Here is a 25,306-nt window from a genome sequence, read left to right on the forward strand (position 1 = left end):
TAAAATGAGGTTGTCATGGTATCCGGAAAGCCGCCACGCCACTCCAAATCCAAGACCGAGCCGGTCACGATCGATCTGGACGCCAAAGACGTGACGGATGTCAGCGCCGCCAAGCCATCCACGCCTGCGGATACGACGCCGATAAACACATCGAGTGACGCAGAGCCGCTAGCGGAAACGGGCACTTCCGAGCCCGCAAAGACGGCAACCAGCGCAGCAGACAATGCGAAAGTCGAGAACCCAAAGCCCATCTGGGACCAGCCAACCAAATCGCCAATCGAGCCTGAGCCGAATGTCGGCAAGCAGGACGCAGCCGGCAAAGACGAAGGCCCGGCAAAGACGGACGCGACCGTGAAGCAGGAGCCACCGAAAACCGCATCGGCAGCAGCCTCCTCGGCCACCTCGTCTGCCGCATCGAGCAGCGCTGCCGACAGCGCTAAAACAACATCGAGCACCTTCGGGAAGGACGCTCCCAAGAGCGAACCCTTCAAGCCACAGACCACGGCATCCACATCCTCCAGCGCATCATCCGCAAGCAAGCCTTCGGCGACCACCACATCGACATCGCGCGAGACGAAGCCGCAGAGCAATTCCGGCCTGATTGCCGCAGGCATTGTCGGCGGCCTGATTGCGCTTCTCGCCGCAGGCAGCATGCAATATGCGGGCGTCCTGCCCTCCGCTTCAGCCGATGGCGGTTCGTCGTCGGAATTGGCTGCCTTGAAATCGCAGGTAACCAGCCTCCAGCAGCAGATGGCAAACGCGCCAAAGGCACAAACGGCAGATACCTCCGCGCTTGAGCAGCGTATCGCCGCGCTGGAAAGCTCCACCGCATCCGGCGGCGAGGCGAGCGCGAAAATCTCGCAGCTCGAGAACACGATTTCGACATTGCAATCCGAACGGGCCGCGGAAGGCCAGACCATCGCATCGCTGACACAGCGCCTTGACGCGGCGGAAGCCAAGATCAACGAGCCGCGCGACGATGTCGAAGTGGCGCGCGCTATCGCCTCGGCAGCACTCAAGGCGGCAATCGACCGTGGCGGTCCTTTCCTCACCGAGCTCGACACGCTCTCCAAGGTAACGCCCGACGATCCGGCGATCCAGTCTCTGCGTCCCTTCGCCAATACCGGCGTTCCGACCCGTGCGGAACTGGTGCGTCGTTTCCCCGATGTCGCCAACGCCATGCTGACCGCTCTTCGCCCGACCGACCCGAATGAAGGCATTTTCGACCGTTTGGCCAACAGCGCCATGTCGCTGGTCAAGGTACGCCCGGTCGGCAATATCGAGGGCGAAGGCCCGGAAGCAAAGATCGCCCGTATGGAAGACAAGCTGCAAAATGGCGACCTGAAGGGCGCGGCGCTTGAATGGGATGCTCTTCCGGACGCGGCCAGGACGGCGTCGGCTGATTACAAGAAGTCACTCGATGCCCGTATTCAGGTTGAAGATCTCGTGAATAGTACATTGAACCGCGCTGTCAGCAGCACAGGCCAGCAGGGGTAAGACAATGACCAGAATCGTTAGCTTCGTCGTCATCGTCCTTCTCATTGCCGTCGGCTTTGCCTGGCTGGCGGATCGTCCCGGCGTACTCGCCATCACCTGGCAGGGCCAGTTGATCGAAATGAGCCTGTTGGTCGCTGCCACGCTTGTCGGCGGCCTCATAGCAGCGATCATGCTTTTGTGGTGGATGATCAGCACGCTGTGGAATTCACCCCATGCCGCACGCCGCTATTTCCGTGCCCGCAAGCGGGACCGCGGCTACCAGGCACTGTCGACAGGACTGATTGCAGCCGGTGCCGGTAATGCCTTACTCGCCCGCAAGATGACGGCCAGAACACAAGGCCTGCTCAGCGCGGACCAGGAGCCCCTCATCCATCTGCTGGAAGCCCAGGCCGATCTTATCGAAGGCAAGTATGATGCCGCACGCCGCAAGTTCGAGGCGATGGCGAACGATCCGGAAACACGCGAACTTGGCCTGCGCGGGCTCTACATCGAAGCCCGCCGTCAGGGCGCGCATGAGGCAGCCCTGCAATATGCCGAGGACGCTGCACGAAACGCGCCCTACCTACCTTGGGCAGCGCAAGCGACGCTGGAAAGCAAATGCCGCAGCGGCGAGTGGGATGATGCGATCCGCCTGCTCGACCAGCAGAAGGCCGCCCACGTCATCGAGCGCGGCGAGGCTGAACGCCTAAAGGCCGTGCTTCTGACGGCGAAGGCGGAAGAGAAGTTCGAAAGCGACCCCAAAGGTGCGCGCGACGACGCCAAAGCTGCACTGAAGCTCTCCAAGGCGCTCGTCCCTGCGGCACTCGTCGCGGCAAAATCCTATCTCCGCGAAGACAATCTGCGCAAAGCAGCCGCTGTTCTGGAGCCGGTGTGGAAGGCCGAGCCACATCCGCAGATCGCCGAGCTTTATGTCCGCGCCCGCAGCGGTGACACGGCTATCGACCGGCTGAAGCGGGCCGAGCGGTTGGAGAGCCTGAAGCCCAACAATATCGAGTCGCTCTTTGCCGTGGCGCAGGCGGCATTGGCTGCGCACGATTTCGACAAGGCGAGATCCAAGGCGCAAGCTGCGGCCCGCATTGCACCACGCGAAAGCATCTTCCTGCTGCTTGCCGATATCGAAGAGGCCGAGACCGGCGACCAGGGCCGTGTGCGCCACTGGATGGCGCAGGCGCTGCGCGCACCGCGCGACCCGGCCTGGGTAGCGGACGGCATCGTTTCGGAAAAGTGGCATCCTGTTTCGCCGGTCTCCGGTCGTCTCGATGCCTTCGAATGGAAGGCGCCCTTCGGCCAGCTGGAAGGCCCGGTTGAAGATGTGAGCGTCGATAGCGCGCTGGCATCGCTGCCGGATGTCGCAAAGCCTGAAATCCGCGAGCGGGTGATCGAAATCCCCGTTCCAGTAAAGGCAGAGCCTGTGAAGACCGAGGCGAAGCCACACATCGATCCAAAGGTTGAGCCCAAAGTCGAGACGAGGACCCCGGTTCATCCCGTTGTCGAACCGCCGAAGCAGAAGGTCCAATCAAGTGAACCAAAGAAGGCCGCACCCTCGGCAAAAACGGAGGAAGCTGTGCCCTTTTTCGGCGGCGCGCCGGATGATCCCGGCGTGAAGACAGCAGAGGGTGCCCCTCTTGCCGAGCCGGTCAAGCCTGTGAGCCAGACGTCCAAGGCGCCTGCGCCAAAAACCACAGTGACGGGAAAAAGTGAGGAAGCCGTTCCCTTCTTCGGCGGTTTGCCGGATGATCCGGGCGTGAAGAAAACAACCGCCACCTCGGATGAGAAAACCCGCCTCAATCTGTTCTAAGGCAAACATAACGCTCAAGGAGAGCCATGCTCGAACGTATCCAGTCCTTCTTTCAAAGCCTGACGAATGGCGACACGTCTCGCGATTTTCCGCCCGATGACCTGCGCGTCGCCATTGCTGCCCTTTGCTTTCAGGTGATGGAAGCGGACGGAACGGTTTCCAAGGTCGAGCGCCAGCGCCTGCGCGAACTGTTGCAGGAGCACTACGACCTCAGTTCCGGCAAGCTGGATGCGCTGATGGATGCGGGGCAGGAAGCCGGCAAGGAGGCGGTCGATTACTACCGCTTCACCACCGACATCCGCCGCCACCTGAACGAACAGGAACGCGTCGAACTCATCGGCATTCTCTGGGACATCGTCTATGCCGATGGCGAGCGCAACGAGATGGAAGACAATGTGATCTGGCGCATTGCCGAGCTTCTTGGCGTTTCGGTGCGCGATCGTGTCCTCCAGCGCCAGCAGGTGGAAGGTCACAAGCACCTCGACACCCACGACGCGAGCGAAGTTGACGCCACCTGATAGGCTGACAGCATCGGCGCGAAAACCGGAATCGATTTTCGGAAAACCCGATGCACAGATTCAAAAAGATGAAGCGCCGTGCCTCCAACAGGACGCATGGCGCTTTAACGGATGTCTCGCAAAAGTGGTGACGGGTTTTGCGATAACGACATGCGATAGGAACAAAGACCCAAAGCGTAAGGGACGAATCTGAAACATCGCGACACGCTTTGGAACGGTGGCATCGACAGGCTTATTCGTCTCGTGTTAAGCCTGATCTTGAAAACGCCCCTTGGATAGCGCGCAATTGATCTCTTCCCGCACCGCCCCACTTGTCGGCTCATCTGGCAATGTCTAAATGTCTTCCAACAACATAGGAGACACGGATGCCCGGGTTTATTGATGCAGCGATTACTGTCATTATCTTGGCGCTGAACATCTACTGGTGGATTCTGATTGCGAGTGCCATTTTCTCCTGGCTCTACGCATTCAACGTCATCAATTCTTCCAACCAGTTCGTGAACTCGATCGGCAGCTTCCTCTATAACGCCACCGAACCGGTCCTGCGTCCGATCCGCAATCGCCTTCCCAATATGGGCGGTATCGATCTGTCGCCGCTCGTCGTGCTGCTGGCGATTGTCTTCATCCAGATGATCCTGGTCAATCCGATCAGACCCTTCCTGATCTCGCTCTTCATTTGACCCCTCAGCCCTGGAAAGCAGTTCAGCGGCACGTGGAGCTTCGGGTCCGGCTCACGCCCTCTGGCGGGCGTGACGCAATCGATGGCGTGGAGACGGATGCCGAAGGGCAGGCTTACGTGAAAGCCCGCGTTACCGCCGTGCCGGAGGATGGCAAAGCGAACAAGGCGCTGATTGCGCTTCTGTCGAAGACACTGAAGATCTCAAAATCCTCGATCAGCTTCGTTTCGGGCGAAACATCGCGCAAAAAAATCCTCCGGCTCGAAGGCGAACCGGAGGACATAGTGATCAAGCTTCAAAAGCTTTGAAACATGCCGTGCGCAAGTGCGCAGCGGTTTTGCGATAAAACCGGAAACTAATGCGTAAGGAGCGTCTTGAAGACGGCGACACGCCTGGGTTTCGGATAACCATCCGGCAGACGAGGTTAGATTTTGCCGCGCCACGGCACCAGTTTCTTTTCCAGCCAGCGCATCGCGAATTCGAAAACGATCGCGAAAAAGCCGATGACAAAGATCCCCATCATGACGATATCCGTCCGCAGGAAGTTGGACGCGTTGAGAACCATCTGACCCACGCCGGTTGACGCTGCAACCATCTCCGCGGCCACCAGCGTGGTCCAGCCAACCCCCATTCCGATCCGCAGGCCGACGAGAATATCCGGCAGGGCCGCTGGAAATACCACGAAGCGGAGCAATTGCCAGCGGCTGGCACCGAGCGCGCGTGCGGCGTTGATCTGATCGGAGGAGGCAGAGAGAACCCCTGCGCGCGCCGCAAGCGCCACCGGCGCGAAGCAGGCGAGATAGATCAGCAGGACCTTGGACGTTTCACCGATGCCGAACCAGATGATCACCAGCGGCAGATAGGCCAGAGGCGGCAGCGGTCGATAGAACTCGATGAAAGGATCGAGCATCGAGCGGATGGCCGGACTCAAGCCCATGGCAAGACCGACCGGAATGCCGATCAAGGCGGCGAGCACAAAGGCGGAAACGACCCTGAACAGGCTCATGACGATATGCTCGGTCAGGGGCGCACCATCGATATTGCCTTCGATAGCCGCGATAAAGGCATTCAGGACGGTTTCAAGCTTGGGAAGAAACAGTGGCTTGACGAGGCCAAGATGCGTGACGACCGCCCAGACCGTCAGCACCAGAAGCACCGTCAGGGTACTGATCAGGCCCAGATGAACGCCGCTCAGCGCAACACGCCGCGGTTTGGATTTGCTGGGCCGCACGCCTGCTGCCGGGGTGATGGCCGTGCCGTTTGAGGATGTCTCGGTCATGCGGCCACCCCTTCATTCATCTTCTCACCCTTGTGGATCGCAGCCAGAACCTCTTCCCGGATCGCGATGAAGTCCGGAGAGGATTTGACGCCGCGCGCATCGCCGGTTTCCAAGAAGCGGCGACTGAAATGCAGTGGCATCTCGCGGGCGATCCGCCCTGGGCGCGGTGTCATGATGATCAGCTTGGTTGCGAGGAAGATTGCTTCCTCGACATCATGGGTAATGAAGAAGGCCATTTTGTTCGTCTTGGCCCAGACCTTGAGGATCAGTTCCTGCACCTGTTCGCGGGTGAAGGCGTCGAGCGCACCCAGTGGCTCATCCATCAACAGCATGGCCGGGTCCGCTGCCAGCGCACGCGCAATGCCGACGCGCTGCTGCATTCCACCGGATAGCTCATAGATCTTCTTGTCGGCAAAACCGTCCAGACTGACGAGGCTGAGCATGTGGCGCGCGCGTTCCAGCCGCTCTTCCTTCGGCATACCCTGCATGCGCAGACCGAAAGCAACATTGTCGACGACCGAAAGCCAGGGCATCAGCGCATGTCGCTGGAAAACCACCCCACGGTCGGCTCCAGGCTTCGTGACCGGTTGGCCATCGATGACGATCGAGCCCTCCGTGACGGGCTGAAATCCCGCGATGCAGGACAGGAGCGTCGTTTTCCCGCAGCCGGATGCGCCCAGCGCGACGACAAATTCGCCTGCCTGGATATCCAGGTTGATCCGCGAAAGGGCGACAACGCCGCCGTCGCCCTCGCCGTAGTGAACGCTGACATTGCGTATCTGAAGCATCTTTATCCCGCCCTTGAAAATGAAGGGCGGCTGGATCGCCCAGCCCGCCCGAGGGTGCCGTTTACTTGACAGCCTTGACGTATTCATCGGTCACAAAAGCCGAATAGTCCGGCGCAATGTCTGTGACGCGGCCCTGCTCCTTGAGGAATTCTGCCGTCGACTGCAGCGCCTTTGCAGCGCCACCGCCCAGCCACTCGGAAGAGCCTTGTTGCTCGAGCGTCGGGAACTTGTAAGCGGCCATTGCGGCTGGAACGTCGGCGGGGTTGGCACCCGTCCATTTCGCGACGGCGGCGACCGGCTTAGAATCCTGCGTCCAGGCAGCCTTGTTTGCCGCATAATCGGCATCGGCAGCCGCAAGCAGCTTGACGAAGGTGGTGACGAACTCCTTGTTGGCATCGGCAAACTTGTCGGTCACGACGAGGCCGTCGAAGGTGGCCTTGCCCTTTGCGGCAAAATCACCTGCGCTTGCGATCACTGTGCCGTTTTTCTTGGCGACGTCGAGAACCGGCGCCCAGATGAAGGTCGCGTCCAGGTCGCCACGCTCCCAGGCAGCGGCGATTTCCGGCGGACGCATGTTGAGGAGCTTGACGTCACGCGTCGTCAGCCCGGCTTCCGACAGCGCATACATCAACTGGTAATGCGAGGTGGAAACGAAGGGCACGGCGATCGTCTTGCCTTTCAGATCGGCGATCGTCTTGATGCCGCTATCCTTGCGCACCACGAGCTGCTCGGCGTTGGCAATATCGTCCAGGATCCAGAAGAGCTTGATCGGCAGGCCCTGGGAAGCAGCCGCGGCAATCGGAGAGGAGCCAGCCTCGCCGATATCGACATCGCCGGACGACATGGCACGGATGACATCGCCGCCGCCACCGAACTTGACCCATTTGATCTTGTAGCCGGTTTCGGACTCCAGCTTGCCGGATTCCATCAGAACACGGATCGGCGTCATCATGTCCTGATAGGCGAAAGTCACGGTCTTGTCTTGAGCCAATGCGCCGAACGAAAGGCCGAAAACGGCACTGCACGTCGCGGCAAAGGACACAAAAGCTTTGCTCAGTCTGTTCATGAAGGCTCACTCCTTGAGAGGATCGGGAAGACGATCCTATTAAGCGGCAAGCAAGCATTGTGCCGAAAGAGCCAGTTGCACCCATTTCAGGAGCCATCTGGCCCAGTGCAGACGGGATTCATGCACGACTGGTCCCACAGATGCCTTCGTCTGGCTCTGCCGGAAGGCACCTCGCCGCTTTTAGAAGCAAGGAGGAGAAAACCAGGCACCGGAGATATCATGGAAATGGCAGCAATCGCGGCGGTGACGATCATTGCCGGCGCATTTCGCGGCGTGACCGGCTTCGGCTATGCCATGGTCGCCGCACTCGGCCTGACGGCAGCCCTGATGGCGCCGCAAAGCAGCGTACCCTTCATTCTCTTCAACGATCTCGTCCTGACGGCATTCACCCTTGGCGACCGCAAGATTGGCGCGGTCGATTGGAAGGCTGCGCGTCTCCTCCTGGCGTCAGGCTTCTGCGGCGCGCTTTTCGGCGGTTGGTCGGCAGCCCATCTGGACGAAGAGACTGCACGCATTCTCGTTGCGGCTATCGTGATGCTGGCGGCCTGTGTCGCGCTGATCCGCAATCCGCCAGCGTGGCTTGCCGGACGCGTCTTCGGCGTTTTCTTCGGTTTCGCCGTCGGCCTGCTGCTTTCCGCCTTTGCGGTCGGCGGGCCGCTTGCCGCGGCCTGGCTGCTTGCCGGTGGTACCCAACGATCTCATGTGCGCGGCACGCTTGCCGTATTCTTCGGCGCCATCGACCTCGTCAGCCTTGCGAGCAGAGTGTTCCTGGGCGAGGTCGATCCTCAATTGCCATGGCTGATCGCCACCTACCTGCCTGCAACACTGGTGGGTTTTGCTGTCGGTTACATCGTATCGCGGCGGCTTCAGCCGCACGTCTGGCATCGGTTTTCATCGGGTGGTCTCGTGACCATCGCCATTATCGGCCTGATACAGGCCGTTTTCGCCCTTGTGGCAGCATGACCAAATGGAAAGGAATGCATCATGTCGAAAATCGCCCTGATCACCGGCGCCACATCGGGCTTTGGGCAGGCCATAGCTAGGCGCTTCGTCACGGAAGGTTGGTCCGTCGTCGTCACCGGCCGGCGAAAAGACCGGCTGGACGCGCTTGTTGCCGAACTCGGCGGCCCGTCGCGCGCGCACGGCCTCTGCTTCGACATTCGCGATGAAGCGGGTATGCAGCAGGCTCTGGCTTCGCTTCCCCCCGCCTTCGCGGCGATCGATACGCTGGTCAACAATGCGGGTCTTGCCCTGGGGACGGGAACTGCCGATCTATGCGAGCTTGCCGACTGGAAGACGATGATCGACACAAACGTCACCGGACTGGTGACGATAACCCGGCTGCTTCTCGAAACCCTGATCGCCTGCCGTGGGCTTGTGGTCAATCTCGCGTCCATCGCATCGAACTGGCCCTATCCCGGCGGCAATGTCTATGGCGGCACGAAGGCCTTCGTCCGCCAGTTTTCGCTCGGGCTTCGCAGCGATCTTTCCAGCCGTGGCGTCCGCGTGACATCCATCGAGCCCGGCCTTTCGGAAAGCGAATTCACACTGGTGCGCACCGGCGGCGATCAGGCGGCTTACGACAGGCTCTACAAGGGCGCCAGTCCACTGCAGCCGGAGGATATCGCCGAGACCATCTACTGGGTCGCGTCGCTTCCGGCACATGTGAACATCAACAGTGTCGAGATCATGCCTGTCAGCCAGTCCTGGGCGCCATTTCAGGTTCATCGTCAGGAAACAGCCTGAACAGAATGAGAGAAGGCCCGCCTTGGATGTGCGGGCCTTCTCACTTGTAAAGATGGATTGATCAGCCGAAGACCTTTGTCAGTGCCTGATCGACCGCAGCTGTGATCTCGTCGATGTCGCTTGCCGTCGCGATCAAGGCGGGGCTGAAGCAGAGCGTGTTGTTCAGCCCCGGCAGGGCCCGGTTGGTGGCACCGATGATGACGCCATTCGCCATGCAGTTGGCGATGACGGCCTGAACCTGTTTCTCCTCCACCGGCGTCTTCGTTGTCCGGTCGCTGACAAGCTCCGCGCCGCAGAACAGGCCCGCGCCGCGCACCTCGCCGATGACCGCATGGCGCATTTGCAGCTCCCGAAGATTGGACCGAAGGCGCTCGCCCATACGGGTGGTGTTTTCAAGGAGGTTCTCCTCCTCGATGATCCGCATGTTTTCGAGCGCCGCTGCCGGGCCGCCGACGCAGCCCGCATAGGTCGAAATATCGCGGAAGAACGACATCGGGTCGGATGGATCGTCCTTGAAGAGGTCGAACACTTTCTCCGTGGTGACGGTGCAGGAGATCGCCGCATAGCCGGAGGCCACACCCTTGGCCATGGTGACGAAGTCCGGCTCGACCCCGAAATTCTGATAGCCGAACCACTTGCCTGTGCGCCCTACCCCGCAGACGACTTCATCAATATGAAGCAGAATGTCGTGGCGGCGGCAGATGTCCTGCACCTTTTCCCAGTAACCGGCAGGCGGAACGATGACGCCGCCACCCGCCGTGATCGGCTCAAGGCAGAGCGCGCCGATGGTATCCGGTCCCTCGCGCAGGATCACGTCTTCGATTGCCTCGGCGGCGCGCTCGCCGTAATTGGCGATATCGCCATACTGACTGCGATATTCGAGGCAGTGGGGCACTTCGACAAAGCCGGCTGGCAGCGGACCATATTGCTCGCGGCGTTCCGGCTGGCCGCCTGCGGCCAGCGTGGCAAGCGTCGTGCCGTGATAATCACGTTCCCTGTAGAGGATCTTGGACTTCTTGCCTTTGTGGTGACGATGCGAAATCTGGCGCACCATCTTGAAGACTTTCTCGTTCGCCTCCGAGCCTGAGTTCGAATAATAGACCCGGCTCATGCCAGGCATCTTTTCGATCAGCTTCTGCGCAAACAACGCGCCGGGAACGGAGCCCGCTGAATTCGCGAAATAGTTCAGCTTGACGAGCTGGTCGCGAACCGCATTGGCAATGCTTTCGCGACCGAAGCCGACATTCACGGTCCACACGCCGCCCGCGACGGCGTCCAGATATTCCTTGCCCGTCGCGTCCCAGACCCGCATACCGCGTCCCTCGACGAAGATCCGAGGATCGGCGGTCTCGAATGTCTTGTGTTGGGTGAGGTGATGCCAGACATGGGCGCGATCGGCCTCGATAACGTCCCGGATGTCGTTGGGTTGAACGATCGAACTCATGGGTGCCTCCAAAAGCGTTGCTGGCTCCGCATTAGCACGGACGCGACTGCCTTTGCCCGTGCAAACGGTCTCTGGCTCCATGGATTGTCCGTTCTGGACCCGCTGCTCAGAAGGGCGTCGCCGGAAAGGGCGTGGGTCGGAAATCGGTGCGTGGCGCTTTGTCCGCTCTGTCGACAAATGTCTCGATGAGCGGTGCCAGTCTTGCAAGACCAGCCTCGATGCGATGGGTCGCAATCGAACCAAATCCGAGCCTGAGATAGCGCCGGCCTTCGGCTGGATCGGCGAAGAAGATGTCCCCCGCCTCGACCAGGACGCCGGATCGACGGGCAGTATCGACAAGCTGGCGTCCGTCAAAACCGGGCGGTCCCTCGATCCAGAAGCTCGTTGCCCCTTCACCGCGAGCGATCCTGCAGGAAGGAATGAGGTCTGGAAGCAGATCCGCTATCAGCGTTGCCCGTTCCAGCATGACGGCGCCGGTGCGACCGAGGTGCTGTCGGTAATGTCCAAGTGCAATGAAATTCGCCAATGCGCGTTGATTGTTCGTGGGCGGATGACGAAGCATCAACCGGCGCAGAACCCTCAACTCATCGATCACCGGCTGCGGGGCGACGATATAACCCACCCGCAAACCGGGCGCGAGAACCTTGGAGAAGCTGCCAACATAGATGACGCGGCCCTCCGTATCGAGGCTCTTGAGAGACGGAATGTCGCCATCGCTCTCGATCGAAAGATCAGCTTCATAATCGTCCTCGACGATCAGGACGTCGTCGCGGTTGGCGGCTTGCAACAACTGTCGCCGCCGCTCAAGCGGCGTCACAGTGGTTGTCGGGCACTGATGGCTGACGGTAAGAAACGCAACATCGCGGCTGGCGAAGTCGGCATCCGGCACGATGCCATGCCGATCCTGTTTCAGTGCGATCACATTCTGCGTCGCCAGGCTCAGCATGTTTCGGACATCAGGGTATCCAGGGTCCTCCATGCCAGTCGCGGTGCTCGGTCCGACGAGAAGCTGCACCAGCATCGACAAGGCCTGCTGCGAGCCGATGGTGACGATAATCTCGCCCGGACCGGCAAAGATGCCGCGTCGCGGCAGCACCTGCACACGCAATTGCTCGACAAGGTCGGGGTCATCGTCGTCGATCATATCCCCGGCCCAGCCCTGGATTTCCTTGACACTGGATGCCGCCTTCACCGCTTCGCGCCAATTATTGGTTGGGAAAAGTGCCGGGTCATATTGACCGAAAAGAAAAGGATAAGGGTAATCCAGCCAGTCTCGCGGCTTGCAGATCTGGCGAAGTCGGGATGGCTGGATGGCAAAGCGCGACGACCAGTCATCGACCGAAGCCTCGTCACGCCGATTGGGACCGTTGCGCGTGCCATTGGCGGCGACGAAAATACCGCTGCGTTCGCGCGAGACCAAAAAACCTTCATCGATGAGTAACTGATAGGCAGTCGTGACCGTATTGCGCGCAATTCCAAGAAGGCCCGCAAGTTCCCGTGTGGACGGCAGACGCATGTTCTTGTTGAGCACGCCTGTCTCTATCGCATGCACGATCATGCGCCGTATTTGCAGGTTAAGAGCCTGGCCGTCCTTGTTCAGCGCGCCGAAAAGCCGGTGCCATGTAACGTGTGTGACTGCCTGCCCATGGCTAAATTTTGATGTCCTCATAGGATGCGCGATGCAAGCTGCGGGCCAGTTGACCTGCGCCGTGCTTGGAGGACAGCAAAAACAATGGAGATGATCGCGAAGTGCGAGACAGCTTCGACGTGGAACTTGCCGTGACAAGACGAAGAGATCTTCGGCTTATCATCGCTTCACCATGGCTCAAGTCGCGTGCGAAAGAGCGGTGTCGCATCCGGTAGAGAGATGAAGCGTGAGATGAGAATCTCACGCTTCCAAACATGTATCAGCCTTGAGCCTTGTAGCGCTCGACAGCTTCGACGATCAGCTTCTTGGCAACGTCGACATCCTGCCAGCCGCCCATCTTCACCCACTTGCCGGGTTCCAGATCCTTGTAGTGTTCGAAGAAGTGCTCGATCTGCTTCAGCGTGATTTCCGGCAGATCGGTGTAGTTGACGACCTTGTCGTAGCGGCGCGTCAGCTTCGGAACCGGAACCGCCAGGATCTTCTCGTCCTTGCCGCCATCGTCTTCCATGATCATCACGCCGATGGGGCGGACATTGATGACGCAGCCTGGGACCAGCGGACGGGTATTGCAGATCAACACATCGATCGGGTCGCCATCATCCGAGAGCGTGTGCGGCACGAAGCCGTAATTGCCCGGATAGGTCATCGGCGTGTAGAGGAAGCGATCGACGATCAGTGCGCCTGCATCCTTATCCATCTCGTACTTGATAGGATGGCCGCCGACCGGCACTTCAACGATCACATTGACGTCTTCAGGCGGGTTCTTGCCGACGGAGATTGCATCAATACGCATACTCTTTCCTTATTTCGGTGAGTTGAGGTTGATCCTCGATACTGGGAAAGGCAGCGCTTTGCAACATTGCCCGCCGCGAGCCGGGCGCTTTTGTCGAACCAAGAATGGGCGCAGCTTAAAGGATTGAGAGTGTTACAAGAAACAAGGGGCAAGAAGTCTGGGGACGTGCTGTGCCGACGTCATAGGATCAGTCGCAGCGTGCTGCTCGCAATCGTTGCAGGGATCAGGTGGCTGCTGGTGCCCGCTCAGCGCCAGGCAAAACCGATCTTGCGCAACTGCTTGTCGGCGAAGTCCTCCATGCCTTCGGCGATATCCTTGCCGCCATGCGAGCGGAAGAAGCGGCTGGCGACATCGCTATCTTCAAGGCACCAGGCCACCACGCCGTTGCAGCCAAGCGACTTCAACAGGCGGCGCCCCTCTTTGAAAAGAACGGTTCCAAGGCCGATACCCTGATATTCCGGGCGCAGATAAAGCTCATAGATCTCGCCATCATAGGGAAGGCCGCGGGCGCGATTGAGGCCAAGCGTCGTATAGCCGGCGATCACTCCGGCAACTTCCACCACCAGCAGCGTGGCAGATCCGCGCGCAGCCCGGCGCCACCAATCCTCGTCGCGACGATCCAGCATCTGCCAGAGCGGCTTGTGGGGAATAAGTCCCGAATAGGCCTGCTCCCAGGACAGCCGGTGGGTCTGTGCGATAGCGCCAGCGTCTTCCGGCTCAGCCCGGCGAACATCGATGGATAACGTTTTCATAACGCGATTCTGGCCCCGGCCATGAAAACTTACCAGCCATAAAGGTTAACGGCAGCAAGTTTACCCACAGCCTAATCATGTGGACGATAACGCCAAGATTAACGCTTTTTTTACCATTGAGACAAGCGGGCCCGATTCGCCCGCACAAAGAAAAACCCGGCTCGAGGGGTGCTCGAGCCGGGTTCTTGGAAATACGGTTAATAGCGAGGCGATCAGCCAGCCATCTTTGCCTTTTCGAAGCGCTTGCGATCGTTCGGATCGAGATGCAGCTTGCGAAGACGAAGCGACTTCGGCGTCACTTCCATCAGCTCATCATCCTGAATCCAGGACAGAGCGCGGTCGAGCGTCATGCGGATCGGCGGCGTCAGCTTCACGGCTTCATCCTTGCCTGCGGCGCGGATGTTGGTGAGCTGCTTGCCCTTCAGCACGTTGACTTCGAGATCGTTGTCGCGGGTGTGAATGCCGATGATCATGCCGGCATAGACCTTTTCACCCGGCTCGATGATCATAGGACCACGGTCTTCCAGGTTGAACATGGCATAAGCGACGGCCTCGCCCGAGCCGTTCGACAGCAGAACGCCGTTGACGCGGCCCGCGATCTGACCCTTGAAGGGCTGATAATCGTGGAACAGGCGGTTCATGATGGCCGTACCGCGCGTGTCGGTCAAGAGTTCCGACTGGTAGCCGATCAGGCCGCGGGTCGGGGCGTAGAACTTCAGACGAACGCGGTTGCCACCGGAAGGACGAAGCTCGGCCATTTCAGCCTTGCGCTCAGACATCTTCTGGACGACGACACCGGAATGCTCTTCATCGACGTCGATAACGACTTCTTCGATCGGCTCCAGCAGAGTGCCGTTCTCATCCTTATGCATCACGACGCGCGGACGCGACACGGCAAGCTCGAAGCCTTCGCGACGCATGGTTTCGATCAGAACGGCAAGCTGCAATTCGCCACGACCGGACACGAAGAACGAATCCTTGCCTTCGGCTTCTTCGATCTTCAGCGCAACGTTGCCTTCGGCTTCCTTGAGCAGACGGTCGCGAATAACGCGGCTCGTCACCTTGTCGCCTTCGGTGCCAGCCAGCGGGCTGTCATTGACGATGAAGGACATGGTCACGGTCGGCGGGTCGATCGGCTGCGCCGTCATCGCTTCGGTGACCGACGGATCGCAGAAGGTATCGGCGACGGTGCCCTTGGAAAGGCCAGCGATAGCGACGATGTCGCCTGCATGGGCTTCTTCGATCGCGGTACGCTCGATGCCGCGGAAGGCGAGGATCTTCGAAATACGACCGGTTTCGATCGTCTTGCCGTCCTGGCCCAGAACCTTAACGGCCTGGTTCGGCTTGATCGAGCCGGATGCGATACGACCGGTGATGATACGACCGAGGAAGTTGTTGGCTTCGAGGATCGTACCGATCATGCGGAACGGACCTTCTTCGACCTTGGGCTCAGGAACGTGTTCGAGAACCAGATCGAGCAGCGGTGCGAGACCCTGATCCTTCGGACCTTCCGGGTTGACGTTCATCCAGCCATCACGACCGGAGCCGTAAAGGATCGGGAAGTCGAGCTGCTCGTCGGTCGCGTCGAGGTTTGCGAAAAGGTCGAACACTTCGTTGATGACTTCTTCGTGGCGGCCATCCGGGCGGTCGATCTTGTTGATCGCGACGATCGGGCGAAGACCGACCTTCAGCGCCTTGGAGACGACGAATTTCGTCTGCGGCATCGGGCCTTCGGAGCTGTCGACCAGAACGATAGCGCCGTCCACCATGGAGAGGATACGCTCGACTTCGCCACCGAAGTCGGCGTGGCCGGGGGTGTCGACGATGTTGATGCGAACACCCTTCCACTCAACCGAAGTCGCCTTGGCGAGAATGGTGATGCCGCGTTCCTTTTCCAGATCGTTGCTATCCATAACACGCTCGGCAACACGCTGGTTGTCGCGGAACGAACCAGACTGCTTCAAAAGCTCGTCAACAAGTGTCGTTTTTCCATGGTCAACGTGCGCGATGATCGCGATGTTGCGAAGGGCCATATGATTAAATCTCTGAGGTTGGGGCGCTGATCGTATGGGATGCGCCAATTTAGTTTGGCGGGCTCATAACCTTTTTTTTGCAAATGCGAAAGGGGGGCTTACGACATAAGCCCCTTGCGAAAACGCGGTATCAGAGTTGTGTGACAGGTTTTTGCGGGATTTTGAGATTAAAGCGGGCGCGATCTTTCAGATTCGATCCTCCCGCTTTCACCCCTTCTTCGCCCACGTGTCGGTGTCGCAAGACAGCTTCACATGCTTGCGCGGCACGCGTTACGCCGCCACCAGTCCGCGCTTCTTCAGCATGGCCTCCGGGCTCGGCATCTTGCCGCGGAAGGCCTTGTAGGTCACTTCCGGATCAACCGCGCCACCGACGGAATAGACATTGTCGAGAAGCTTGCGCGCCGTTTCCGGATCGAAGGGATTGCCCGTCTCCTCGAAAGCTTCGAAGGCATCGGCATCCAGCACTTCCGACCACATGTAGGAATAGTAACCAGCCGAATAGCCGTCGCCGGAGAACACATGCTGGAAGTGCGGCGTGGCGTGGCGCATGGTGATCGACTTCGGCATGTGGAGCGAGGACAGCACCTCCCCCTGAACCGCCATCGGATCTTCCACCTTTCCACGGGTATGGAACGCCATATCGACCAGCGCCGAGGAGGTGAACTCGACCGTGTTGAAACCGGCATTGAAGGTCTGTGCCGCCAGTACTTTGTCGAGCAGCGCCTTCGGCATCGGCTCGCCGGTTTCGTAATGTAGCGCATATTTTTCAAGGATTTCCGGGACGGTCAGCCAATGCTCGTAAAGCTGCGAGGGCAGTTCGACGAAGTCGCGGGAGACGCCAGTTCCCGAAACGGAGGGATAGGTGACGTTCGACATCATGCCATGCAGCGCGTGGCCGAATTCGTGGAACAGCGTGCGCGCATCATCCAACGAGAGGAGCGCCGGCTTGCCGGCTGATGGCTTTGCAAAGTTGCAGACATTGTAGATGATCGGCAGTTCACCGACAGCACCATTCTTCAGCGGCAGCTTGTGCTGCGATTGGAAGGAACTCATCCAGGCACCCGAGCGCTTGGAGGGGCGCGCAAAATAATCGCCAAGGAACATCGCCTTCAGCTCGCCATTGGCATCGCGAATTTCGAAGGTGCGGACATCGGGGTGACAAGCCTTGACGTCTTTCAGTTCGACGGCATGGATGCCGAAAAGGCGTGTCGCCACGTCAAAGCAGGCCTCGATGATCTTCTCCAGCTGAAGATAGGGCTTCAGCTCCGTTTCGGAAAAATTGAAGCGCTTTGCTCTGAGCTTTTCCGCGTAATGCCGCCAGTCCCAAGGCATGACCTCATGGTTCTTGCCCTCGTCGGCAATGATCGCTGCAAGCTCGGCTTCCTCTTCGCCAGCGCGCGCAACCGCCTTTTCCCATACCTGGGTCAGAAGACCGTTCACCGCATCCGGCGTCTTCGCCATGGTGTCGTCCAGCTTGTAGGCTGCAAAGTTGTCGTAGCCGAGCAGCTTTGCCTTTTCTTCGCGCAGCGCCAGCGTCTTCTTGACGATCTCGCGGTTGTCCGTCTCGCCGCCATTTTCGCCCCGCGCCACCCAGGCCTTGAAGGCCTGTTCGCGCAGATCACGGCGCTCGGAGAAGGTGAGGAAAGGCTCGATGATCGAGCGCGACAGCGTCACGGCAAACTTGCCATCCTCGCCGTGCTCCTTGGCGGCGCCCGCCATGGCATCGCGCAGGAAGCCTGGGATACCGGCAAGCTCGTCATCCGAAGAGAGCAACAGCTTCCAGTTCTTCTCATCCGCCAGAACGTTCTGACCGAAATTTGCGCCAAGACCCGCCAGTTCTTCGTTGATCGCGGCGAGACGCTCCTGCTCGGCTTTGGGCAGCTTCGCACCGGCACGGACGAAACCCTTCCAGTGGCGCTCAAGCACACGCAATTCCTCCTGGGTCAGCCCCAGCGTTTCGCGCTTGTCCCACAGCGTATCGATGCGCTTGAACAGCGCTTCATTCATGCCGATGCGCGAATAGTGGCGCGACATTTTTGGCGCGATCTCACGCTCCAGCGCCTGGATTTGCGGATTGGTATGGGCACCCGCCTTGTTCCAGAACAGCGCCGAGACACGCGACAGCTCATCGCCTGCGATTTCAAGTGCAATCACCGTATTGGCGAAGCTCGGCGCCTCGCTATTGCCGGCAATGGCATCGATCTCCGCATCATGCGCAGCAAGCGCCGCATCGAAGGCGCCCGCGAAATCCTCATCCTTGACAGCATCGAACCGCGGCAGGCCGTTTTTTCCGTTCCAGTCGGTCAGAGCGGAATAATGCGCGATCGTCGATGTCATGGTGATGTCCTCATGCAGATGTGATTGTCAGCCATATGGGCATGCCCGATACAAGCTTTCAATATCCGATCCCAAGAACCGCGACAGCATCGGCGCGAAAATTAGATTCGATTTTCGGAAAAGCACGATGGCGGAAGTTCAAGAAATAGAGCGCAGTGCGGAACACTTTCTTCTTTCGTCCGATTGCATGGGCAGCGAGAAATTGTCACAAAGTAGAAGAGTTCTAATGAAAAGCACCTGTTTGATGACATCCAATCCCGAACGAGAACCGCTGGCCTTTCTGCTCAACAGCAGCGCCCGATTCCTCAACAGCGTTTTCGAACGACGTATCGCCAATGCCGGACTTGGGCTAACGCCCGGCGAAGCCCGCGCGCTCCTGACGGTCGCCGCCATTGACGGCGCCAAGCAGGCTGACATTGCCGCCCGCATCGGTCTCGAACCGATGACGGTCTGTACCTATCTCGACAAACTGGAATCGCTCGACCTCGTGGAGCGCCGCCCCAACCCGGACGACCGCCGGTCGAAATGCATCTACCTCACCGAAAGCTCCACTGAGATGCTGAGATCGGTGCGCGAAGAGGTGGATGGCCTGATGGCGCAAGCGACCGAAGGGTTCGGCAGAGAAGACGTGGAACGCTTCCACGCGCTGCTTTCCGTCGTGCAGAAGAACCTTCACACCGCTGCCATGGATAAGAGCCGAACGGAAGGCTGAGCCGAAAGCAATAAAAAAGCCCCGCGAACGGGGCTTTGGCACGTCGTATCACAGGCAAAATTACTTGCCGAGATTACGCTTTGCGAGCGTGCGCAGCCGCAGCGCGTTGAGCTTGATGAAGCCAGCCGCATCCTTCTGGTCGTAAGCGCCCTGGTCGTCTTCGAAAGTGACGAGCTTGTCGGAATAGAGCGACTTGGCGCTCTCACGACCGGTGACCATGACATTGCCCTTGTAGAGCTTCAGCGTCACTTCGCCTTCCACATGCTCCTGGCTCTTGTCGATCAAGGCCTGGAGCATTTCGCGCTCCGGCGAGAACCAGAAGCCGTAATAGATGAGCTCGGCGTAACGCGGCATCAGCTCGTCCTTGAGGTGCGCTGCACCGCGGTCGAGCGTGATGGATTCGATGGCGCGGTGGGCTGCAAGCAGGATCGTGCCGCCGGGGGTTTCGTAGACGCCGCGGCTCTTCATGCCGACGAAGCGGTTTTCCACCAGGTCGAGACGACCGATGCCATTGTCGCGGCCATAATCGTTCAGCGTCTTGAGAAGCGTCGCAGGCGACATTTCAACGCCATTGATCGAGCAGGCATCGCCCTTACGGAAACCGACCTTGATGACGGTTGCCTTGTCGGGTGCGGCTTCCGGAGAAATGGTGCGCATATGCACATATTCCGGGGCTTCCTGTGCCGGGTCTTCCAGAACCTTGCCTTCGGAGGACGAGTGCAGCAGGTTGGCATCGACAGAGAACGGCGCTTCGCCCTTCTTGTCCTTGGCAACCGGGATCTGGTGCTGCTCGGCAAAGTTCAAGAGGTCCGTACGGCTCTTGAAGGTCCAGTCGCGCCAAGGCGCAATGATCTTGATGTCGGGGTTCAGCGCGTAAGCGGAAAGCTCGAAGCGAACCTGGTCGTTGCCCTTGCCGGTGGCACCATGGGCAATGGCATCAGCGCCGGTCTTCTTGGCAATCTCGATCAGGTGCTTGGAAATCAGCGGGCGGGCAATCGACGTGCCGAGCAGATAGACGCCTTCATAGACGGCATTGGCGCGGAACATCGGGAAGACGAAGTCACGAACGAACTCTTCACGGACGTCCTCGATGAAGATTTCCTTGATGCCGAGCATCTCCGCCTTCTTGCGCGCAGGCTCAAGCTCTTCCCCCTGGCCGAGATCGGCGGTGAAGGTGACGACTTCCGCGCCGAGTTCGGTCTGGAGCCACTTCAGGATGATCGAGGTATCGAGACCGCCGGAATAGGCGAGAACGACTTTCTTAACGTCTTTCGGGAGTGCCATTCGTGAAATCCATTTGCATAACCGGCGATCGCTTGGAGCCTCGCCTTTCCTTGAGATTGCGGCACTTTTAGCGAGTTTATCGGCACACGCAAGAGATAATGAAAATGGATCAGCCCCGGGAACACATCGAGCGCCCGGCGACTTGTCACGTGACTTGAGAGAGAAAAACACGCATTTTCCAAGTGCGCCTGAGAAGCGCTTGGTTGCATGGGATGCCACCGCCGTTCGAAAAAGTCGGCCCTGGAGAAGGAGAAACCAATGTCGAGATTTCACCCTGCATTCGCAGAAGACAATGTTGCCGTCATCACCGGCGCCGCATCCGGCATAGGCTTTGCCGCGGCACGCCAGTTTGCTCATCTCGGCATGAGCGTCGTGCTGGTCGATCTTGATGGCGAAAAACTGCGAGCCGCCGAAAGCCAGATCGCCGCAGAGGTGAATGATGGCGCAGCCAAAATCGTCGCCATTCCGACCGACGTGTCGAAGCTCGATGAGCTTGAGGCCCTCGAAAGAGCCGTCATCCAGCGCTTCGGGCGCGTGCATGTGCTGATGAACAATGCCGGCATTCAGCCGGGCAGCGCACTCTTTGGCCCGCAGGCCAACTGGGACAAGGTGCTTGGCGTCAACCTGATGGGCGTCGTCAACGGCACGCGGGTCTTCGGCCCGGGCATGCTGGCGCATGGAGAGCCGGGGCTGATCATCAATACGGGTTCGAAACAGGGCATCACCACACCGCCTGGCGACCCCGCCTATAATGTCTCAAAGGCAGGTGTGAAGGCCTTCACGGAAGCGCTGGAGCATGAGTTGCGCAATGCCGACAAGGGCTCAATCTCGGCGCATCTGCTCATCCCTGGCTTCGTCTTTACCGGCCTCACCGCAGGCGATCGCACCGAAAAGCCGGAGGGAGCCTGGACGCCGGAACAGACGGTGGAGTTCATGCTGCAAAGCATCGGTCGCGGCGATTTCTATATTCTCTGCCCCGATAACGAGGTGGACAGAAAGACCGACGAGAAGCGCATTCTCTGGGCTGCCAACGACATCGTCCAGAACCGGCCGCCACTGTCGCGCTGGCATGGAGATTATGCCGAGCATTTCCGGACGTTCCTGAATAGCTGACGCAACGTGAAGAGGAATTGGCAGGCTCATCAAACAGCGTTATGGGTAGGCATCTGAACCCTAGCCGAATGGTACCGCCGTGGACTTCATTCCGAGCCTGCCGACACTCATTGCCTTCACCATCGCCATTCTCGTGCTGGCGGTGACGCCCGGACCGGACATGACGCTCTGGATCAGCCGCTCGCTGCGTGAGGGTCGCAAGGCGGGCTTCATGACACTGGTCGGCACCAATCTTGGAATTACCGTTCACACGCTTTTGGTCGCCTTCGGAGTTGCCGCGCTCATCGTCGCTTCGCCAACGGCCTTCATGATCTTGAAGACGGGGGGCGCTGCCTATCTCGTCTGGCTTGCAATACAGGCGATCCGCCACGGCTCCAACTTCGTCATGGAGCGCCCGAAGGAGCAGAAGACGGACGCGTCGATGACATCGGCTCTGGTCAACGGGCTTTGGGTCAACCTGCTCAATCCCAAGGTCATCATCTTCTTCATGACCTTCCTGCCGCAATTCGTTACAGCCTCCGACCCGCACGTCACCGGCAAGCTGATCTTCCTCGGCATCTGGTCGATCATCGTCGCCCTGCCGATCGGCATCGGCATTGTCGTTGCAGCAGACTCGCTCTCCGACTGGCTGCAACGTAATCGCAAGGTCCTGCGGGGACTGGATTACACCATCGCCGGTGTCTTCTCGCTCTTTGCCGTGAAGATTTTCCTGACGCAGGCGAAGTAATAAGCGGATACGAAAAAGGCGCCTGCCCGGCGCCTTTTTCCTTATCCGATCAGCAACTCGTCATCATCGAGCGTCTGGCCGCGGATCTTGCGGAACATCTCAATCAGATCTTCCACCTGCAAGCCCTTGCGGCTTTCGCCCGACACATCGAGAACGACTTCGCCCGCATGCAGCATGATGGTGCGGTCGCCGTAATCCAGCGCCTGGCGCATGGAATGCGTCACCATCAGCGTGGTAAGCTTGCGTTCTTCCACCACCTTGCGGGTGAGCTCCATAACGAATTCCGCCATGCCCGGATCGAGCGCTGCGGTATGTTCGTCGAGCAGCAGGACGTCGGAACCGGCAAGCGTTGCCATGACGAGCGAAACCGCCTGACGCTGGCCACCCGACAGAAGATCCATGCGATCCTTCAACCGGTTTTCCAGCCCAAGGCCAAGCGAGGCGATACGATCCTGAAAGAAGGCACGACGTCCGCCGCCGAGTGCTGGCAGAAGACCGCGCACCTTGCCGCGCGCGGCTGCGAGTGCCAGATTTTCCTCGATGGTGAGCGCGCCGCAACTTCCCGCCAGCGGGTCCTGAAACACACGCGCCACCTGGCCCGCACGGCTGGCGGTCGGCTTGCGTGTCACATCCACGCCGCTGATCGTCACCTTGCCGGCGCTCGGCAGCACGTCGCCCGCCAGCACGCCCAGAAGCGTGGACTTGCCGGCACCGTTGGAGCCTATGACGGTGACGAAGGAGCCGGTTTCGATGGTGAGATTGAGCTTGGAGAGCGCCTGCTTTTGCAGCGGCGTTCCCTTGCCGAAAATGACCTGAATATCGGAAAGCGAAATCATGATGCAGCTCCTCCACGGCGCAGGCGCGGCAGGATAAGGGCGACAGCCACAAGAACGGCGGTGACGAAATTGAGGTCGGATGCCTTGAGCCCGAGCGCATCGCTGGAGAGCGCGAGCTGGATGGCAAGACGATAGGCAATCGATCCGAAGACGCAGCCGATCAGGGCAATGAGGATACCGCGCGCGCCAAAAAGCGTTTCACCGATGATGACGGCGGCAAGACCGACGACGATGGTGCCGACACCGGACGTGACATCGGCAAAACCATTGGTCTGAGCAAAGAGCGCGCCGCCAAGAGCGACAAGCGCATTGGAAAGCGCCATGCCGAGATAGATCTGGTTGCCGGTCTTTACCCCTTGAGCGCGAGCCATCCGGGCATTCGCACCGGTGGCGCGCATGGCAAGCCCCGCATCGCTTTCCAGAAAGCGCCAGACGAGAATGACGGCAACGACCACCAGCAGACCGACGAAAAGGGGCCGCACCAGATAGTCGGAGACGCCGAGACCATAGAAGGGCTCGATGACCGTTTCCTGGTTCAGCAGCGCCACATTGGGTTTGCCCATGACGCGCAGATTGACCGAGAACAGCGCAATCATCGTCAGGATAGACGCGAGAAGATTGAGGATCTTGAAGCGGACATTCAAAAGCGCCGTGACCATACCCGCACCGGCACCGGCAATCATCGCAACGCCTGTCGCAAGCCAGGGGTTGAAACCGGCAATGATCAGCACTGCCGCCACGGCAGCGCCGAGCGGAAAGGAACCATCAACGGTCAGGTCGGGAAAATCGAGCACCCGAAAGGCGAGATAAACGCCGATAGCGACAAAAGCGAAGACCAGCCCCAGTTCGACGGCACCCCAGAAGGCGATTTGGCTCACGACAGAAGTCCTTGGGTTTTTCGACCGGATGTTTCGCCGGGCCGATAGAGCAAGAGCGCCGCTGAAGCGGCACTCTGGATTGGGAATGATGGAGACCGAGACCTCGCCTTGGTCATGGTCGGGCTTGCCCCGGCCATCCTCCTCGGGTCACCCTCGGACTTGATCCGAGGGCCGAGGATGACGCGAGACAGGAAGCTCGATCTTACTCGATCACCTTCGTGGAGCGCTTCACGACGCTTTCAGGGAAAGTAACGCCGATCTTTTCAGCGGCTTTCTTGTTGAGAACGAGGTCGGTTCCAACAGCTGTGGTCGCCGGAATATCGCCGGGCTTCTCACCCTTCAGGATACGCACGACGACAGCGCCCGTCTGCTTGCCCACATCGAAATAGTTGAAGCCGAGCGCGGCAATGGCACCGCGTGCAACGGAATCTGTATCAGCCGCAAAGAGCGGGATCTTCGCTTCAGCCGCAACACCGGCTGCCGCTTCGAAGGCGGAGACGATGGTGTTGTCGGTCGGGACGTAGATGACATCCGCCTTGCCGACCAGCGCACGGGTCGCACCCTGAACTTCGGAGGACTTGGTGGCAACGGATTCGACAACCGTGAGACCGGCCTTTGCCGCTGCTTCCTTCAGCAGAGCGAGCGTCGAGACGGAGTTGGCCTCAGCCGAGTTGTAGATATAGCCAATGGTCTTGGCAGACGGCACGATTTCCTTGACCAGAGCCAGGTGCTCATTGACAGGAAGCGCGTCGGAAAGACCGGTGACGTTGCGGCCGGGCTTCTCCATCGACTTGATCAGCTGCGCGCCGACGGGATCGGAAACGGCGGTGAAGACGACCGGAATGTCGCGCGTTGCGGCAATGACGGCCTGCGCCGACGGCGTGGAGATAGGCACGATGACATTCGGCGCGTCGCCAACAAACTGGCGGGCGATCTGCGCGGCGGTGCCGGGGTTACCCTGTGCGGACTGGTAGACGAACTTGAGGTTCTCGCCTTCCTTGTAGCCAGCCTCGGCAAGCGCTGCCTTCACGCCATCACGTGCGGCGTCGAGGGCTGGATGCTCGACAATGGCTGTGACAGCGACGGTGACGTCTTCCGCCTTGGCAGGAAGGACAAGAGCCGTGGCGGCGGCGAGCGCCAGAATAAGTGCGCGCATAGGGGTATTCCTCCGATTGTTTTGCTTTTCCCGCCTTCTTTAGGAAAGGGTAAAGCCGAAATCAATCATGCGGGAGAGATCGGAGCGATCAAATATTTGATTGGATCAAGGGTAAAGCGCACGAAAAACAGAGGAGGTATATGAGTTCTGCTGGAAAAATAGATCGAAACTGTCGATCCTCTTCTCCTGAATATCGTCTTCACCGCACCGGCCTGATGCCCCGC

The 25,306-nt window shown here is 59.5% G+C and carries 23 protein-coding genes; 10 read left to right on the forward strand and 13 right to left on the reverse strand.

Features of this window, described 5'->3' with window-relative positions:
* Positions 1–15: 15 nt before the first annotated feature.
* From QE408_RS21720 to QE408_RS21740, 5 genes are all read left to right on the forward strand, one after another.
* Positions 16–1,497 (forward strand): COG4223 family protein, encoded by a 1,482-nt coding sequence (locus QE408_RS21720; protein WP_306934537.1) that lies wholly within the window; start codon positions 16–18, stop codon positions 1,495–1,497.
* A gap of 4 nt (positions 1,498–1,501) precedes the next feature.
* Complete coding sequence (locus QE408_RS21725; protein WP_306934538.1) at positions 1,502–3,295, forward strand: heme biosynthesis protein HemY; 1,794 nt, start codon at positions 1,502–1,504, stop codon at positions 3,293–3,295.
* A 26-nt stretch (positions 3,296–3,321) separates the two neighbouring features.
* Positions 3,322–3,813 (forward strand): tellurite resistance TerB family protein, encoded by a 492-nt coding sequence (locus QE408_RS21730; protein ID WP_306934539.1) that lies wholly within the window; start codon positions 3,322–3,324, stop codon positions 3,811–3,813.
* A gap of 365 nt (positions 3,814–4,178) precedes the next feature.
* Positions 4,179–4,493: a YggT family protein gene (locus QE408_RS21735; protein ID WP_306934540.1), complete on the forward strand. Its 315-nt coding sequence runs from the start codon at positions 4,179–4,181 to the stop codon at positions 4,491–4,493.
* Positions 4,490–4,798 carry a DUF167 domain-containing protein gene (locus QE408_RS21740; RefSeq protein ID WP_306934541.1) on the forward strand — a complete coding sequence of 103 codons (309 nt, stop codon included), beginning with the start codon at positions 4,490–4,492 and terminating at the stop codon, positions 4,796–4,798. The genes QE408_RS21735 and QE408_RS21740 overlap by 4 nt, the downstream gene beginning before the upstream one ends.
* A 116-nt stretch (positions 4,799–4,914) precedes the next feature.
* Here the strand turns inward: QE408_RS21740 and QE408_RS21745 are convergent, their stop codons facing one another.
* The 3 genes from QE408_RS21745 to tauA all read right to left on the reverse strand — a co-directional run bounded on the left by QE408_RS21745 (position 4,915) and on the right by tauA (position 7,623).
* The gene (locus QE408_RS21745; RefSeq protein WP_306934542.1) at positions 4,915–5,769 is read right to left on the reverse strand and encodes an ABC transporter permease subunit; all 855 of its coding nucleotides are present in this window, start codon (positions 5,767–5,769) and stop codon (positions 4,915–4,917) included.
* Entirely contained in the window at positions 5,766–6,557 is a 792-nt protein-coding gene (locus QE408_RS21750) for a taurine ABC transporter ATP-binding protein (RefSeq protein WP_306934543.1), read from the reverse strand. Before QE408_RS21750 ends, QE408_RS21745 begins: the two co-directional genes overlap by 4 nt.
* A 61-nt stretch (positions 6,558–6,618) precedes the next feature.
* Entirely contained in the window at positions 6,619–7,623 is a 1,005-nt protein-coding gene (gene tauA / locus QE408_RS21755; protein WP_306934544.1) for a taurine ABC transporter substrate-binding protein, read from the reverse strand.
* 219 nt (positions 7,624–7,842) lie between these two features.
* On the opposite strand from tauA, the gene QE408_RS21760 reads away from it, so the two are divergent.
* Together QE408_RS21760 and QE408_RS21765 are read left to right on the forward strand one after the other, a co-directional pair.
* Positions 7,843–8,586, forward strand: coding sequence for a sulfite exporter TauE/SafE family protein (locus QE408_RS21760; protein WP_306934545.1), 744 nt, complete (start codon positions 7,843–7,845; stop codon positions 8,584–8,586).
* Between the two features lie 21 nt (positions 8,587–8,607).
* Positions 8,608–9,369 carry an SDR family NAD(P)-dependent oxidoreductase gene (locus tag QE408_RS21765; RefSeq protein ID WP_306934546.1) on the forward strand — a complete coding sequence of 254 codons (762 nt, stop codon included), beginning with the start codon at positions 8,608–8,610 and terminating at the stop codon, positions 9,367–9,369.
* Positions 9,370–9,430: 61 nt separating this feature from the next.
* On the opposite strand, the gene QE408_RS21770 is transcribed toward QE408_RS21765, so the two are convergent.
* The 6 genes from QE408_RS21770 to QE408_RS21795 all read right to left on the reverse strand — a co-directional run bounded on the left by QE408_RS21770 (position 9,431) and on the right by QE408_RS21795 (position 18,376).
* The gene (locus tag QE408_RS21770) at positions 9,431–10,813 is read right to left on the reverse strand and encodes an aminotransferase family protein (protein ID WP_306934547.1); all 1,383 of its coding nucleotides are present in this window, start codon (positions 10,811–10,813) and stop codon (positions 9,431–9,433) included.
* Positions 10,814–10,919: 106 nt separating this feature from the next.
* Entirely contained in the window at positions 10,920–12,482 is a 1,563-nt protein-coding gene (pdxR, locus tag QE408_RS21775) for a MocR-like pyridoxine biosynthesis transcription factor PdxR (protein ID WP_306934548.1), read from the reverse strand.
* 238 nt (positions 12,483–12,720) lie between these two features.
* Positions 12,721–13,254 carry an inorganic diphosphatase gene (gene ppa, locus QE408_RS21780; RefSeq protein WP_296020462.1) on the reverse strand — a complete coding sequence of 178 codons (534 nt, stop codon included), beginning with the start codon at positions 13,252–13,254 and terminating at the stop codon, positions 12,721–12,723.
* A 245-nt stretch (positions 13,255–13,499) separates the two neighbouring features.
* Entirely contained in the window at positions 13,500–14,006 is a 507-nt protein-coding gene (locus QE408_RS21785) for a GNAT family N-acetyltransferase (protein ID WP_306934549.1), read from the reverse strand.
* A gap of 212 nt (positions 14,007–14,218) precedes the next feature.
* Positions 14,219–16,039: a translational GTPase TypA gene (gene typA / locus QE408_RS21790; protein ID WP_296039711.1), complete on the reverse strand. Its 1,821-nt coding sequence runs from the start codon at positions 16,037–16,039 to the stop codon at positions 14,219–14,221.
* 270 nt (positions 16,040–16,309) lie between these two features.
* On the reverse strand, positions 16,310–18,376 hold the full coding sequence (locus tag QE408_RS21795; protein WP_306934550.1) for a M3 family metallopeptidase: 2,067 nt from the start codon (positions 18,374–18,376) through the stop codon (positions 16,310–16,312).
* A gap of 244 nt (positions 18,377–18,620) precedes the next feature.
* On the opposite strand from QE408_RS21795, the gene QE408_RS21800 reads away from it, so the two are divergent.
* Positions 18,621–19,088 carry a MarR family winged helix-turn-helix transcriptional regulator gene (locus tag QE408_RS21800; protein WP_306934922.1) on the forward strand — a complete coding sequence of 156 codons (468 nt, stop codon included), beginning with the start codon at positions 18,621–18,623 and terminating at the stop codon, positions 19,086–19,088.
* A gap of 60 nt (positions 19,089–19,148) precedes the next feature.
* Here QE408_RS21800 and QE408_RS21805 read toward each other — a convergent pair whose 3' ends face one another.
* Positions 19,149–20,372, reverse strand: coding sequence for an argininosuccinate synthase (locus QE408_RS21805; RefSeq protein ID WP_306934551.1), 1,224 nt, complete (start codon positions 20,370–20,372; stop codon positions 19,149–19,151).
* 258 nt (positions 20,373–20,630) lie between these two features.
* Here QE408_RS21805 and QE408_RS21810 point away from each other — a divergent pair, with 258 nt between their 5' ends.
* Positions 20,631–21,485: an SDR family NAD(P)-dependent oxidoreductase gene (locus QE408_RS21810; protein ID WP_306934552.1), complete on the forward strand. Its 855-nt coding sequence runs from the start codon at positions 20,631–20,633 to the stop codon at positions 21,483–21,485.
* Positions 21,486–21,564: 79 nt separating this feature from the next.
* Positions 21,565–22,212 carry a LysE family translocator gene (locus tag QE408_RS21815; RefSeq protein ID WP_306934553.1) on the forward strand — a complete coding sequence of 216 codons (648 nt, stop codon included), beginning with the start codon at positions 21,565–21,567 and terminating at the stop codon, positions 22,210–22,212.
* Between the two features lie 41 nt (positions 22,213–22,253).
* Here QE408_RS21815 and QE408_RS21820 read toward each other — a convergent pair whose 3' ends face one another.
* The 3 genes from QE408_RS21820 to QE408_RS21830 all read right to left on the reverse strand — a co-directional run bounded on the left by QE408_RS21820 (position 22,254) and on the right by QE408_RS21830 (position 25,082).
* Entirely contained in the window at positions 22,254–23,048 is a 795-nt protein-coding gene (locus QE408_RS21820; protein WP_306934554.1) for an ABC transporter ATP-binding protein, read from the reverse strand.
* Complete coding sequence (locus QE408_RS21825) at positions 23,045–23,926, reverse strand: ABC transporter permease (protein WP_306934555.1); 882 nt, start codon at positions 23,924–23,926, stop codon at positions 23,045–23,047. Before QE408_RS21825 ends, QE408_RS21820 begins: the two co-directional genes overlap by 4 nt.
* A 202-nt stretch (positions 23,927–24,128) precedes the next feature.
* Positions 24,129–25,082 carry an ABC transporter substrate-binding protein gene (locus QE408_RS21830; protein ID WP_306934556.1) on the reverse strand — a complete coding sequence of 318 codons (954 nt, stop codon included), beginning with the start codon at positions 25,080–25,082 and terminating at the stop codon, positions 24,129–24,131.
* Between the last annotated feature and the right edge of the window lie 224 nt (positions 25,083–25,306).

The organism is Agrobacterium larrymoorei (genome assembly GCF_030819275.1).
In the GTDB taxonomy this organism is placed as follows: Bacteria; Pseudomonadota; Alphaproteobacteria; order Rhizobiales; family Rhizobiaceae; genus Agrobacterium; species Agrobacterium larrymoorei_B.

Excerpts from the sequence above, each read along its gene's own strand:
- QE408_RS21745 (WP_306934542.1), bottom strand. The coding sequence starts at position 5,769 with ATGACCGAGACATCCTCAAACGGCACGGCCATCACCCCGGCAGCAGGC.
- QE408_RS21800 (WP_306934922.1), top strand. The coding sequence starts at position 18,621 with ATGACATCCAATCCCGAACGAGAACCGCTGGCCTTTCTGCTCAACAGC.
- tauA (WP_306934544.1), bottom strand. The coding sequence starts at position 7,623 with ATGAACAGACTGAGCAAAGCTTTTGTGTCCTTTGCCGCGACGTGCAGT.
- QE408_RS21765 (WP_306934546.1), top strand. The coding sequence starts at position 8,608 with ATGTCGAAAATCGCCCTGATCACCGGCGCCACATCGGGCTTTGGGCAG.
- QE408_RS21735 (WP_306934540.1), top strand. The coding sequence starts at position 4,179 with ATGCCCGGGTTTATTGATGCAGCGATTACTGTCATTATCTTGGCGCTG.
- QE408_RS21805 (WP_306934551.1), bottom strand. The coding sequence starts at position 20,372 with ATGGCACTCCCGAAAGACGTTAAGAAAGTCGTTCTCGCCTATTCCGGC.
- QE408_RS21785 (WP_306934549.1), bottom strand. The coding sequence starts at position 14,006 with ATGAAAACGTTATCCATCGATGTTCGCCGGGCTGAGCCGGAAGACGCT.
- QE408_RS21725 (WP_306934538.1), top strand. The coding sequence starts at position 1,502 with ATGACCAGAATCGTTAGCTTCGTCGTCATCGTCCTTCTCATTGCCGTC.
- QE408_RS21760 (WP_306934545.1), top strand. The coding sequence starts at position 7,843 with ATGGAAATGGCAGCAATCGCGGCGGTGACGATCATTGCCGGCGCATTT.
- QE408_RS21830 (WP_306934556.1), bottom strand. The coding sequence starts at position 25,082 with ATGCGCGCACTTATTCTGGCGCTCGCCGCCGCCACGGCTCTTGTCCTT.
- QE408_RS21795 (WP_306934550.1), bottom strand. The coding sequence starts at position 18,376 with ATGACATCGACGATCGCGCATTATTCCGCTCTGACCGACTGGAACGGA.
- QE408_RS21770 (WP_306934547.1), bottom strand. The coding sequence starts at position 10,813 with ATGAGTTCGATCGTTCAACCCAACGACATCCGGGACGTTATCGAGGCC.
- typA (WP_296039711.1), bottom strand. The coding sequence starts at position 16,039 with ATGGCCCTTCGCAACATCGCGATCATCGCGCACGTTGACCATGGAAAA.
- QE408_RS21820 (WP_306934554.1), bottom strand. The coding sequence starts at position 23,048 with ATGATTTCGCTTTCCGATATTCAGGTCATTTTCGGCAAGGGAACGCCG.
- QE408_RS21730 (WP_306934539.1), top strand. The coding sequence starts at position 3,322 with ATGCTCGAACGTATCCAGTCCTTCTTTCAAAGCCTGACGAATGGCGAC.
- QE408_RS21750 (WP_306934543.1), bottom strand. The coding sequence starts at position 6,557 with ATGCTTCAGATACGCAATGTCAGCGTTCACTACGGCGAGGGCGACGGC.
- ppa (WP_296020462.1), bottom strand. The coding sequence starts at position 13,254 with ATGCGTATTGATGCAATCTCCGTCGGCAAGAACCCGCCTGAAGACGTC.
- QE408_RS21720 (WP_306934537.1), top strand. The coding sequence starts at position 16 with ATGGTATCCGGAAAGCCGCCACGCCACTCCAAATCCAAGACCGAGCCG.
- pdxR (WP_306934548.1), bottom strand. The coding sequence starts at position 12,482 with ATGAGGACATCAAAATTTAGCCATGGGCAGGCAGTCACACACGTTACA.
- QE408_RS21810 (WP_306934552.1), top strand. The coding sequence starts at position 20,631 with ATGTCGAGATTTCACCCTGCATTCGCAGAAGACAATGTTGCCGTCATC.